This is a genomic window from Anoxybacillus sp. J5B_2022 (assembly GCF_026847645.1).
Lineage (GTDB): Bacteria > Bacillota > Bacilli > Bacillales > Anoxybacillaceae > Anoxybacteroides.
Window position 1 is genome coordinate 23,068 of sequence record NZ_JAPSMC010000006.1, and the last position, 12,169, is coordinate 35,236.

The 12,169-nt window shown below is 48.0% G+C and carries 14 protein-coding genes, 1 pseudogene and 1 riboswitch; of the genes and pseudogenes, 1 reads left to right on the plus strand and 14 read right to left on the minus strand.

All coding sequences use genetic code 11. The annotated features are described in order from the left end of the window. Nucleotides 1-107: 107 nt before the first annotated feature. The 11 genes from M4I42_RS03010 to M4I42_RS03060 all read right to left on the minus strand — a co-directional run bounded on the left by M4I42_RS03010 (nt 108) and on the right by M4I42_RS03060 (nt 8,964). Nucleotides 108-680: a cob(I)yrinic acid a,c-diamide adenosyltransferase gene (locus M4I42_RS03010; protein ID WP_268850770.1), complete on the minus strand. Its 573-nt coding sequence runs from the start codon at nt 678-680 to the stop codon at nt 108-110. Beyond that, nucleotides 677-1,102 carry a bifunctional adenosylcobinamide kinase/adenosylcobinamide-phosphate guanylyltransferase gene (locus M4I42_RS03015; RefSeq protein ID WP_268850771.1) on the minus strand — a complete coding sequence of 142 codons (426 nt, stop codon included), beginning with the start codon at nt 1,100-1,102 and terminating at the stop codon, nt 677-679. The genes M4I42_RS03010 and M4I42_RS03015 overlap by 4 nt, the downstream gene beginning before the upstream one ends. Continuing rightward, nucleotides 1,027-1,683, minus strand: a complete 657-nt coding sequence (locus M4I42_RS03020) for a histidine phosphatase family protein (protein WP_268850772.1) — start codon at nt 1,681-1,683, stop codon at nt 1,027-1,029. The genes M4I42_RS03015 and M4I42_RS03020 overlap by 76 nt, the downstream gene beginning before the upstream one ends. Then, nucleotides 1,641-2,414 (minus strand): adenosylcobinamide-GDP ribazoletransferase, encoded by a 774-nt coding sequence (gene cobS, locus M4I42_RS03025; RefSeq protein WP_268850773.1) that lies wholly within the window; start codon nt 2,412-2,414, stop codon nt 1,641-1,643. The genes M4I42_RS03020 and cobS overlap by 43 nt, the downstream gene beginning before the upstream one ends. Further along, the gene (locus tag M4I42_RS03030; RefSeq protein WP_268850774.1) at nt 2,411-2,971 is read right to left on the minus strand and encodes a bifunctional adenosylcobinamide kinase/adenosylcobinamide-phosphate guanylyltransferase; all 561 of its coding nucleotides are present in this window, start codon (nt 2,969-2,971) and stop codon (nt 2,411-2,413) included. The genes cobS and M4I42_RS03030 overlap by 4 nt, the downstream gene beginning before the upstream one ends. Beyond that, on the minus strand, nt 2,968-4,038 hold the full coding sequence (gene cobD, locus M4I42_RS03035) for a threonine-phosphate decarboxylase CobD (RefSeq protein ID WP_268850775.1): 1,071 nt from the start codon (nt 4,036-4,038) through the stop codon (nt 2,968-2,970). The genes M4I42_RS03030 and cobD overlap by 4 nt, the downstream gene beginning before the upstream one ends. Then, nucleotides 3,995-4,963 carry an adenosylcobinamide-phosphate synthase CbiB gene (cbiB, locus tag M4I42_RS03040; protein ID WP_268850831.1) on the minus strand — a complete coding sequence of 323 codons (969 nt, stop codon included), beginning with the start codon at nt 4,961-4,963 and terminating at the stop codon, nt 3,995-3,997. The genes cobD and cbiB overlap by 44 nt, the downstream gene beginning before the upstream one ends. Further along, nucleotides 4,963-6,435: an adenosylcobinamide amidohydrolase gene (locus M4I42_RS03045; protein WP_268850776.1), complete on the minus strand. Its 1,473-nt coding sequence runs from the start codon at nt 6,433-6,435 to the stop codon at nt 4,963-4,965. Before M4I42_RS03045 ends, cbiB begins: the two co-directional genes overlap by 1 nt. Nucleotides 6,436-6,440: 5 nt before the next feature. Beyond that, nucleotides 6,441-7,481 carry a FecCD family ABC transporter permease gene (locus M4I42_RS03050; protein ID WP_268850777.1) on the minus strand — a complete coding sequence of 347 codons (1,041 nt, stop codon included), beginning with the start codon at nt 7,479-7,481 and terminating at the stop codon, nt 6,441-6,443. After that, a complete protein-coding gene (locus tag M4I42_RS03055; protein WP_268850778.1) occupies nt 7,447-8,409 on the minus strand; it encodes an ABC transporter substrate-binding protein in 963 nt (320 codons plus the stop codon). The genes M4I42_RS03050 and M4I42_RS03055 overlap by 35 nt, the downstream gene beginning before the upstream one ends. A gap of 127 nt (nt 8,410-8,536) precedes the next feature. Further along, nucleotides 8,537-8,717, minus strand: a riboswitch (cobalamin riboswitch). A 76-nt stretch (nt 8,718-8,793) separates the two neighbouring features. Then, on the minus strand, nt 8,794-8,964 hold the full coding sequence (locus M4I42_RS03060) for a hypothetical protein (protein WP_268850779.1): 171 nt from the start codon (nt 8,962-8,964) through the stop codon (nt 8,794-8,796). 207 nt (nt 8,965-9,171) lie between these two features. On the opposite strand from M4I42_RS03060, the gene M4I42_RS03065 reads away from it, so the two are divergent. Continuing rightward, on the plus strand, nt 9,172-9,357 hold the full coding sequence (locus M4I42_RS03065; protein ID WP_268850780.1) for a hypothetical protein: 186 nt from the start codon (nt 9,172-9,174) through the stop codon (nt 9,355-9,357). A gap of 46 nt (nt 9,358-9,403) precedes the next feature. On the opposite strand, the pseudogene M4I42_RS03070 reads toward M4I42_RS03065, so the two are convergent. The 3 genes and pseudogenes from M4I42_RS03070 to M4I42_RS03080 form a co-directional block, all read right to left on the minus strand. Beyond that, a pseudogene (locus M4I42_RS03070) lies at nt 9,404-9,502 on the minus strand (YvbH-like oligomerization domain-containing protein); the annotation flags it as partial. A gap of 35 nt (nt 9,503-9,537) precedes the next feature. Further along, the gene (locus tag M4I42_RS03075; RefSeq protein ID WP_268850832.1) at nt 9,538-11,322 is read right to left on the minus strand and encodes an ATP-binding protein; all 1,785 of its coding nucleotides are present in this window, start codon (nt 11,320-11,322) and stop codon (nt 9,538-9,540) included. Then, nucleotides 11,322-12,038, minus strand: a complete 717-nt coding sequence (locus M4I42_RS03080) for a response regulator transcription factor (RefSeq protein WP_268850782.1) — start codon at nt 12,036-12,038, stop codon at nt 11,322-11,324. Before M4I42_RS03080 ends, M4I42_RS03075 begins: the two co-directional genes overlap by 1 nt. Between the last annotated feature and the right edge of the window lie 131 nt (nt 12,039-12,169).

Here is a 12,169-nt window from a genome sequence, read left to right on the forward strand (position 1 = left end):
ACTGCATTAGTCGCGACCATCATCGTTTTTGTTACAGCGGCATCTTCAAAATTGTATAACAAAAAAAAGGAAGAATATGACGTGATACTCTCCCTTTTTTATGACGATTATTGTTCGTCTTTCTCTCGAAACACAATCGCGCTTCGTTCGTATTCGACGTCGCGGACGCCTAAACGAGCGTTAATGACGCGAGCGACTGCGAAAAAGTAGTCGGAAAGTCGGTTGACGTACTGCAAAACAATGTCGTTGATCGGTTCAGCTTTGCTGAGTGACACGATGCAGCGCTCCGCTCTTCTTGTCACCGTCCGTGCCACATGAATCGCAGCCGCCGCTTTGGAACCGCCCGGCAAAATAAATTTCTCTAACGGAGGCGCTTCTTTAATATATTCATCGATTCGCTGCTCTAAAAACGCCACCATCTCCACCGTTACTTTGTACGGCAGCTTTCCGTTCACAATTGCTAAATCGCCGCCACAATCAAACAGTTCGTGCTGAATTTTTTGCAGTTCGGCATAAATGTCTTGAAACGCTTCTCCTTCTAGCAGCGTCATCGCCTGACCGACAAACGAATTCACTTCATCCAACGTACCGTACGCCTCGACGCGCAAATGATCTTTATCGACACGCCCGCCAATCAAACTCGTTTTCCCTTTATCGCCTGTTCTCGTATACAGCTTCATTTCTCTCTCCCCTTTATTTGCTCCGCTAGCCCACACCAAATGCGGTCGACACGGTCACATCGTTTCACCAACTGCTGGTAACACCATCCGGTCACATCGCGCCAATTTCGCTCCTCTTTTTCCATCGGCACAATGCCTTGCGTAATGTCGCAGCCAATCCAAATGACCTTTCGCCCATCCATTTGTTGTTCCCATTCGTGCCATGCTTGAAAAAACGCACTCCAATGCTTGTTATCCGGCAAGCGGCGAATGAACACTTCCATTCCCTCAAAAATAACGATGCGCTCCGTCGCTTCACTCGGCCAAAACGCCTCTTGTTCATAGCCGCTACACCAACGGTATGAGTTTATTTCCGTAAGTCGGTAGTACTCATACACCCATTTTCTCTTCCCTTGAAACGCACCTCCGACAATGAAATGCATCGTTCTCGCCCCTCCCATCGCTCCATTGTCGACATCAGTGTAAATCCACCGCCAAACGGTACCGTCCATTCCCAAAACGACTTTGCCATCGGTGCATAACGTTCTAACACATAGCGAATCGGCCCGCCATGCGTCACGATCACTACGTGCGAAGCCGAACATCGTTTAGCAAGCGCAATCGTTCCCATCAGCGCCTTTTCGATTCGGGCTTGGAAATCGCGATAATGTTCTCCGTTAGGCGGAGCGGTAGAAAACGGCGAGTCGAGCCACTCGCTGTACTCTTTTACTTCTTTCAACTCCGCAAACGTTTTTCCTTCCCACTCGCCAAAATTTATTTCGCGCCATTCGCGCATCGTATAAACAGGAACAGCTAAATGACCGAGCAACGATGCGCACGTTTGCCGACAACGCTGTAAATCGCTTGTCACCATGAGATCAATACGAGCATCGAGGGAAACACTCCGCAGCCGACGAATTTCTTGCTCCGGCAGCGGAACATCCGTAAAACCGATATAACGTTTTTCCTCGTTTTCTTTCGTCATGCCGTGACGAAGAAAGGTAAGAGCCAAAGGATGAACCATAGCCACACCTCCGTTCCTTCGACAAATGCGCCGAGCATATCGCCGGTAATGCCGCCGAACTGCCGTTCGTAAAACGAACGCGCGCCTAGCAAACTAAAAAAAGCACCGATCGCAAGTAAAATCGTTTCGACAGGACGAACGACGCTAAAGCCTGCTATCCCTATACTTAACAAAACGATAATAAAGCGAGCATCCCCTTTCGTCACATGTTCGCGAAACGCCGCTGCCATCCCTGTCGGCTTTGCCAACTTCCCATAGAGCAACAAAAGCGACATAAACGACCGGGAAAAAAACGGTACAACGATAAATACAACCGGCGCTACGTGCTGATGCATTACCTCATATAAAAAGACGAACCGAAACGAAAGAAGAAAAATAATCGATAAAACTGCAAACGCTCCAACGCGTGAATCTTTCATAATGTCGAGCCTGCGCTCTTTATCCCGATAAGAAAAAAACGCATCGCTGACGTCCATCCAACCGTCCGCATGCAAGCCCCCCGATAAGAAAATCGCCAAAAACAAAAGGGAAAGCGAAAGAAACAAAGGCGATACCGGTGTTTGTACGAAAAGCCAATAAATAATCGCTTGCACGCTGCCAACCAATACGCCAACAACAGGAAACATTCGAACGGACCAGCGCGCGGTTTTCGCTTCCCACGGAACTTCTTTTCCTAGCGGAAAAACGGTTAAAAACTGAAGTGCCAAACATAGCCCGTGCCATATCATCATAAGCAATTGTCCCCCTTTTTCACAATCGGGATGCCATGTTGCACAACGATGGCGCATGAAGCGAGCTGAACAATGCGCTGGTGGAGCCAGCCGAGCATTTTCATAAAATGATATGTTCCTATATCTTGCGGAACACCGCCGAAAAAAACTTCGTTTGACACGATAACAACCGCTTTCGTAACGGTGGCGAGTTGCGTGATCGTGGTCAACATTTGCTCCGCCTTTTGTCGGCAATATGTTTCGTTTTCCCAGCCTTGTTCATGAAACAGTTCGTTTGCCAACCAATTCGTCAAACAGTCGAGCAAAATAACATCTTCTGAGCGAAACTGACCGGTGAGTTCATGCACATTGCGCGGCTGCTCCCACGTCACCCATTGGATTGGCTGCAAGCGGCGTTCTTGTTGATGGCGAATGACGCGTTCTCTTATTTCGTCGTCGGTCACGTTCGCTGTGGCGATGTAATGAACCGCACCTCGACGCAAAGCTAACGACCGGACGCAGCGCTCTGCTACCCCACTTTTTCCGCTGCGCACGCCGCCGCTAATAAAGACGATCATGGCAGCCACCTTGTTAAGAAAGATAGTAGCCGGTCGTTTTCCTCTTTTGTTTTAACGGCAAAGCGCAAATAACGACCGTCGAGGCCACGAAAATTGGTTGTATGGCGCGGAACAAGACCTTCTCTTAACAAGTCGTACAATAGCGCTTCCGCCGATTGATGAAGCGGCCGCAACAAATAAAAATTGGCAACCGATGGCGAAACGTAATATCCTGCTTTCCGCAATAAAGACGTCACCCGCTCGCGTTCACGAGCAATCCTCGAGCGCGTATGTGCCACAAACTCGTTCATTGTCAAAAAATGGAGCGCCAGCTGTTGCGCCACTCGGCTTGTACTCCACGCCGGCTGCAGCGCTTTTAGTTTTTGGACAATCGTTTCGTTCGCTGCTACATAGCCGATGCGCGCCCCCGCTAAATGATAGATTTTTGTTAACGAACGAACGACGATAAGATGGGCAAACGATGAAATCCACGGCAATGCTGTATACCCATCGTCCCAAAAATGATAGAACGCCTCATCAATGACAACAAACGTTCCCCGCTCATCTGCTGCCTGCAACAGCGAATAGAACTGTTCTTTATCCATCGTCGTGCCAGTTGGGTTATTCGGCTGGCAAAGAAATAAGACGTCGATTTGCTCGAGCAAATCAAATAGCTCCGACATTTCATGCATCCAACCACTTTCTTCTGTCGAAACAACCGACTTTACTACGCATCCATTTGCCACGCACGCCCGACGATATTCAGAAAACGTCGGCTCTACTATGCCGATACGTTTCCCGGAAAATAATCGGGCGAGTAAATCAATGCATTGCGACGCCCCATTGCCGACGAAAATATGCTCGTCAGAAAGCTGTTCTATCTGTGCAAGCGCGCGAATTAATTCTTTCGCCTCTGGATCGGGGTATTCGCTTGCCCAACGACAAAAATCCGCCTGCGAAGGCCAAAGCGAAAGCGGCAACGTATACGGGTTCGTATTCACGCTAAAATCAAGCAGCCGCTCAGGAAGCGGTAAACCGATTATTTCATAGAAACGGTGCGGATTTGCCCCGTGCAATGGCCAATTCAACGATCATCCCCCCTATTAACAGCAGTAAAACAAACGCAAACAAAGTTCGCCACATAACGGAAACCGCTTGACGAATATGCTCTTTCGTTAGCGCATGCACGGCATCGCCAATTTTCGGACGCTCCGATATAACCCCTCCGTATGTATTCGTTCCGCCAAGCTGCACACCTAAAATCGCTGCCATCGCCGCTTCCCCCCAGCCGCTGTTTGGGCTTGGGTGCTTACAGGCATCGCGCAATAGTAGCCGAGCGTGGCGGCGGAGCGAACGGCTGTTAGCCAAAAGCATCACCCATGCCGTCAATCGAGCAGGCACGTAATTTAACACATCGTCCAATCGTGCGGACGCCCAGCCAAACTCGCGGTACGTTTCATTTTTATACCCGAGCATCGAATCGCACGTATTGATCGCGCGATAGACAAGTGCGAGCGGCGCGCCGCCGATGAGCGCATAAAAAAGCGGAGCGGTAACCCCGTCGCTTGTATTTTCCGCCACCGTTTCGACACAGGCACGGACGATTTCCGGCTCATCGAGCGCTTCCGTATCGCGGCCGACAATCATGCTCAGTTCTTTCCGCGCCGTTTGAATTTCCCCTTTTTCAAGCGGAACGAGTACGCCCCATGCCGCTTCTCGCAAACTTTTTGCTGCAATTGTCGTAAAAATACACACCGCTTCGACGATGACCCCAAACACCGTCGATAGCCGGTAGCTTAGCGCAACAAGCGCAAAGCTGAGCGCGTAAACAATACCGATTACGACGATTACCGCCAAAATCCCTTTCATCCGCCGAGCACGCCCTTTATTGAGGCGACGGTCAAGCGCGGCAATAAGCGCCCCCATTCCTCGCACGGGATGCGGCAACCAGCGCGGGTCGCCGATGAATCCATCAAGGATGACCGCACCAACAATCGCGTATAAATGATAAATCATCGGCGCTCCCCTTTCCGCTTTTCATAGTTTCGTAACGCTTGGATTGTCGCTTCATATACCGCACGGCCGATCGCTTTTCCAAGCGGTGTCGCTGACCCCGCGTACGCGTATTCTGTCCCTGATTGCGACGCGGCGATGGCGATGCAGTCGGTCGATGTGCCAGTAGCGGTCGTGTTCGTCGCCGGATCAACTACTCCTTCATCGCTCAGCGCTTTCGTTTTCGCTTCCGTCGCCGTCATGACCGCCTGCACAAACGCCGCATCTGTCAACGATCCGTCAATGAAAATCATCGTATTAATCGTACCGACCGATGAAGAAGCGTTTTGCTGCCATGCTTTCGTGACATCGACCGCATTGCCGACGCCAGCCGTCACCATTACACATAAGGAAACGCCGCTATCTTTTTCGTAAACAAACGCGGCGTCTTCGACATAGACCGCCGTCATCATGCCAATCGTTTGTTGCACATCAAACGAGCGCTCGCGCAAATATTGTTTCATTTCCGCTTCCGGGTCACTAGAAGTGTATTGTTTCGGCACATGGCGATTGACAAAATAATTCGCCCATTGAAAACCGGCACCAACGACGGCAGAAGAGAGCACTTTAAACGGCTTCGGCGTCGTTACAACCATTTGTTCGTCCGTTGTCGTCACAGTAAGCGCAGACAGCGTCTCGCCTACGTCCGTTCGTTCGATACGGGGCAGAAATGTCAAAAGCGGTGCCGGTAATACCGGATGTGCTTGCCGACGCACCGCTGCACCAAACACGCGCTGGATGGTCGTTTCTTCGATTAGCTTACTAGGCTCGCCAATCCCAACAAGTTTACCTTCATGAAGCAAAAGCAGGCGATCGCAATATACACTTGCTAAATTCATATCGTGAAAAATCGCCACTACCGTCAATCGTTTTTCGTTCGTCCATTGTTTCAGCTGATCGAGCAAATGCACTTGTTGGGCAATATCCATATGATTCGTCGGCTCGTCTAATAGCAACAAACTCGGCTCTTGAGCGAGCGCCCGCGCTAAATAGACGCGCTGACGTTCTCCTCCGCTCAAACGGTCGATCGATTGCTGCTGTTTTGTAAGTAAGCCGGTTTTGGCCAATGCCGCATGAACCGCCTGTTCATCCGCATCTGTCCATTCAGGAAGCAGCCCGCTTTGATAGGCATAGCGCCCGAGTTCCACCGTTTCTTTCACCGTATAACCAAACGCGGCTTCAGCGCTTTGCGGCAAAACAGCGACAAAGCGCGCCAACTGTTTTGGCGAAAGCGAAGCAAGCGGCGTTCCGTTGAGCGTGATTGTGCCTTCTTGCAACGGCAGTTCTTTACTTAACAGCTTTAACAACGTCGTTTTTCCGCTGCCGTTCGGTCCTAAAATGCCGAAAAATTCCCCTTTTTCGACAGAAAACGTCACACGTTGCAGCACTTGGCTGTTATCGTACCGATAAGATAGATCGTTGACTTGTAGCATCTTTCTCACGTCTTTCTTTTCAAAAATAAATAGGCAAACAACGGGGCGCCGATCAGTGCCGTAATGACGCCAATCGGCAATTCCCGTGGCGAAATAATCGTTCTCGCGGCTAAATCTGCTAGCACTAAAAACGCGCCACCGTATAAAAGCGACAGCGGCAAAAGGAGGCGATGGTTCGGTCCGATCACCAGTCGAACCATATGCGGAACGACTAAACCAACAAAGCCGATCGCACCGGAAACAGCGACTGCCGCGCCCGTCAATAGCGATGCGCCGGTTAAAATCAAAAGTTTGCGCTTTGCGACGTTGACACCGATATGGGCCGCGACCGTTTCGCCGAAGGCAAACGCGTTCAGTTCACGGCTATTTACGATGAGCAATACGCTACCGATAAGAAAAAACGGAGCGATCATAAGCGTGTAATTCCAGCCGCGCATCGCTACACTTCCCATGAGCCAGCCTATTATTTGCCGCAGTTCTTCGCCCGTTAACGCGATCATTAAGGAAATCAAGGCACTAAAAAATGCGCTAAAAATAATGCCGGTTAATATAATCGTTTCAACCGAAAGACGTCGGTCCACTTTTCTAGCGAACAAAAGCACGAGAAAAAGGGTAGCCATTCCGAAAACGATGCTCACAAACGGCAACGTAAAAGTGCCAAGCCACGGCCATTGCCAATGGAAGAACAGAACGATGACCGCGCCAACGGAAGCGCCGGATGAAACGCCGAGCGTGTACGGATCAGCCAACGGATTTTTTAGCAATCCTTGAAATGCTGCACCGGCAAGCGAAAGGGATGCGCCGACGAAAAAAGCGAGGACGACGCGCGGCAGACGAATCGCTAAAACGATTTGTACAAGATTGTCTGGAATATGGTGTTTACTTGCCATTCCTATTTGCGACAAAAAAATGTCGATAATAGTAGAAAAGGGAATCGATAGAGCGCCTATCGATATCCCTAATAACATCGCTATAATCACTATAAAAATAGCAATCGCATAAACTGCCGCATTACTTAAAGACGTCCGGATAAATGACTTTCGCAAGTTCCTCTACTCCTTCGACAAGTCGTGGACCTGGGCGCGATACTAAGTCGGAGTTGACGTCATACACCCGTTTGTTTTTAATCGCTGGAACGTCTTTCCAAGCCGGGCGCGCCAACACTTGGTTGACGGCATCTTTTACATAGTAGCCGTATGTCGTAATAATGACGTCTGGGTTTAGCGCAACGGCTTTTTCTTCGGTGAACATCGGCCACCCTTCTTGGTCACCGGCTACGTTTTTCGCTTGAATCGCTTGCAACATATCATCAATAAATGTCCCTTTGCCAGCTGTATAAATTTCTGGCGCTGGTGATACTTCTACCCATACTTTCACTGGCTGTTTTACGTTTTTCGCTTTTTCCTTTATTTCTTCTAACTTCGTTTTCATATGATCAACGATTTCATTCGCTTTTTCTGTCGTGCCGGTTGCTTTGCCGATCAGTTCAATTGAATGATACACATCATCGAACGATTTTGCATCATTCACGACAAGTACGGTAATGCCCGCGTCTTTTAGCTGTTTTAGCCCATCTTTCGAGTTATGGGCGCTCGAAGCGTGAGCAAGCACTAAGTCTGGTTTTAAAGAAATAATTTTTTCGACGTTAAATTCCATACCGCCGATTTTTTCTTTGTTTTTCACATCTTCTGGATAGTTATCAAAATCGCTCACGCCAACAATTTTGTCCCCTAATCCTAGCGCATAAGCGATTTCCGTATTGCTTGGAATGAGCGAGACGATTTTTTTCGGCTCGGCTTTGATCGTAACGTCCTCGCCTAAGCCGTCTTTTACCGTTACTGGGAACACCGCTTTCGTTTCTTGTTTCGCGTTCGATTCACTCGTTTGTTTGCTTGTGTCGTTGCCGCACGCAGCGATCAAGCCGAGCGTCAGCACAAAAACAACGAGCAGCGCGTAATGCTTCCACTGTTTCATGTTTTCTCCTCCTGTATGTATGGTGTGAAAATTAAAAGCGCTCACTCCGGACGGAATGAGCGGGAAACGACATCATGCGGACATACTACACCCTTTGCCGTTTCGCCATCTCACTCCCCGAAGATAGGAAACTTACGCAAAAAAGGCAGGTCTACTGACTCATGCTTCCTCCTACTTTGAACCTTCCCATACGACCTTGCCGTACAGTGGTGATTTCATTTCGTCTGCATTTACAGTTGCGGGGACAGTTCTGGACTTGCACCAGATTCCCTATTAAGTCTTTCGACACCTTTTTTGCTTTGTATGCAATTGTATAAAATAATCGAACAATTGACAGTTATAATATTAAAGGAAGTGGCTTTGTTTGGCAATAAAAAATGTCCTTTATTTTCTCTCTTTTTTTCTTGCGAATACAAAAAAGAAAATAAAGGCAAGCAGCGATAAAACGAATAATGTTGCTTTTTTCAAGCTGTTATTTTCATAAAATCCTATCCCTTGCACAATGGTTTGGATCGAAAAAACGATTGCTAAGAAAAAATACGTTTTTTTGCTCATCGCACACCTTTTAATGGTATTTTATGGTATAATAATAAAAAATAGGTTCATCACCACAACATGTACTTGACAAGCGGGGGATTTTCTTGAGCCGCCGTGTACGAAAAATCTGATTTACTGATTTTTCCTTATAAGCACAGAGAAGGCGTGTTCTGAAATAGTCAAGTACAACTTTCGGTGAAGAGCCAAAAAATAGGAGGTGAACCCGTGGGCTGGATCGTGCTGATTGGCAGTCTGCTTGCTTTAGGCTTTTTGGTCGATCGAGTAGCGAAAAAGCGAAACATCCAAATCCATCCGAAAGAAGGAGCGAAAAACGCATCGGATGCTGAGCGAATTTATGTAGAAACGTATTTGCACCATCAACGAGAGTCGAATAGCCATCCTTTTTTATAGGTTTCAAACAACCCGAACCGGCTTTCGATTCGGGTTGTTTTCGTGCTCAGTTGTTAATGTAGCGCTCAAATACAGAACCAAAGTCTTTGACCGTATATTGCTTTTTTGTATCGACGAGCCATTGGAACGCGGTTTTGTTCAGTTCTGTTGTAAACTTCCGCGAATACAAGTCGCGAGAGTTTATGAACGATTGTTTTGCACCGGCAACGTAAACGTAAACGTCGTGCCTTCGCCAAGTTTGCTATGGACGGTGATCGTTCCTTTGTGCGCTTCGACGATGTTTTTGGCAATCGCAAGCCCAAGTCCTGTTCCCGAACGGCCGCGCGTACGCGCTTTGTCCGCCTTGTAAAAACGTTCAAAAACAAACGGCAAATCGTCTTCCGGAATGCCTGAGCCTGAATCTTGCACATGGATCGTGACCGCATCACCGCTTCGTTCGACGATCACCTTCACCATTCCGTATTCATTTGTATGGCGAAGCGCATTGTCAATTAAGTTCGTCAACACTTGTTCAATTCGGTCCGGATCAATCGTCATATGCATGTCTTCACTGCGAAATTCAGCGGATAAATCGATTTCCTTTTCTTTCGCCAGCCCTTGAAATTTGTGAATAATCCGCTCGATATACGGTCGTAGCTGAACCGTCTCGACATTTAACGTCATATGCCCTGCTTCCATCCGCGCTAAATCCAACAAGTCATTAACAAGCCGCCCCATTCGGAGCGACTCATCATAAATCACTTTCGCCATTTCTTTCTTTTCTTCATCTGTTGCCGCAACATCATCGATGATTGCTTCGCTGTACCCTTGCAGCATCGCAATCGGCGTGCGCAGCTCATGCGACACGTTGGCGATAAAATCTTTGCGCAACTTATCGAGCCTCCGCTCTTCCGTCATATCGCGCAGCACGGCGACTGCCCCACGCACCGCCGTTTGGCTGTAAAGCGGCGTCATTAAAATGACCCACGTCCGTCCTTGCAACGTTACTTCCGTCGCCTGTTCTTGCTCTTCGTTCACTACGCGTGTAAACAAATCTTTTACTTGCGGCGGCAGCGCAGCCATCATCTCACTTTCGTTTCCTTGCTCAAAATACCATGCCTGCAAAAACCGCTCCGCCGGTGGATTCGTAATTAAAATTTCCCCGTCACGGTTAAACGTAATAACCCCGTCGGCCATGCTGCTTAAAATGCTCGCCAGTTGCTCTTTTTCTTGGTTCAGCGCATTGATGTTAAATTGCAGGCGCCTTCCCATTTGATTAAATGCCCTCGCCAGCTCGCCAATTTCATCATGAGTTAAAATCGGAACTTTCGTGTCAAACTTGCCGCTCGCCACTTCAAAAGCCGCTTGGCGCATTTTACGCAGCGGCGCCGTAATGCGCGTCGATAAAAAAAATGCAAACACCGTCGTGAGCACGATCGCGATAAACGCGGCTAAAAAAATAAACTTTGTCGTCTGTCGCGTCGTATCCTCAACCGCTTTTAACGATTGGAGGACAAACACAGCTCCGTGTTTTCCGTCTGCGGTTGTTAACGGCACGCCGACGATAAGCCACTGGCTATTTCTTCCGTTTTCTGTATACACATTTGGCAAATACGTTTTCTTTTTCACTTGTTTCGTGAATGCTTGCTTCAACTCTTCGTCTGCTTCAATGAACGATAGCGGCACATCGCGACGCTCAGAATGCGATGGCAAATACCAGTAATGCGTTTTGTCAATCACGATGATTGCTTTTGATGCATCGCCGACGAGCGATGAAGCAATCGAGCGGGCAAGCGCTTCATCTTGCCGCTCTTTCATCACTTCTGCCACTTTTACCGCCAGTTGCGTTAGCCCTTTTTCTGCCTCTTGTACGTGGTACGTTTCGAAAAATTTCAGAAGCAACATCGTTAACACAAACAAAACGCATGATACAAGCAGTAAAATAGTAACCCATAATTTTCCGACGACGCTTCGCCAAAACCGCATCATTCGTTCACAACCTCAAACTTATAGCCAACTCCCCAAACGGTCACGATCATTTTTGCTGCTGTTGGCGACACTTTGTTTAACTTTTCACGAAGCCGTTTAATGTGCGTATCGACCGTCCGCAAATCGCCAAAAAATTCGTAATGCCATACTTCTTTTAACAACTGCTCGCGGTCAAACACCTTATCCGGCGACTTCGCCAAAAATAAAAGTAGCTCGTACTCTTTCGGCGTTAAGCTTACTTCTTTTCCATCCGCCGTCACGCGATGCGCGTCATTATCGATCGTTAAATGCGGGAAAACGAGCACATCTTTTGCGGTCGTATCTGCTTGAATGTAAGTTGCATTGGCGGCGCGGCGCAACAATGCCTTCACGCGTAACACAACTTCGCGAGGGCTGAATGGCTTGACGATGTAATCGTCCGTTCCCGCTTCAAACCCTTGCACGCGGTTTGCTTCTTCACCTTTTGCTGTTAACATAATGATCGGCGTCGCTTTCTTTTCGCGAATTTCTTTACATACTTCTACCCCGTCTTTGCCCGGAAGCATTAAATCGAGCAAAATGAGATCGTAATCGTTTTCTAATGCTTTTTTGAGCGCATCATCCCCGTTATCGGCCTCTTCAATCACGTATTCTTCGCGCTCTAAATACATTTTTAATAAGCGACGAATGCGTTCTTCGTCATCGACTACTAAAATTTTCACTTGTTTATCCATATGAACATCCTCCCTTGCTCACTATTTTACAAAAACACGAATATTTTATCTACATTTTCCCGAAGTAAACATTCAAAATATAGAAAAGATGCAATTGAAAAAGGGACATCTCCGAGAGACATCCCCTTTTC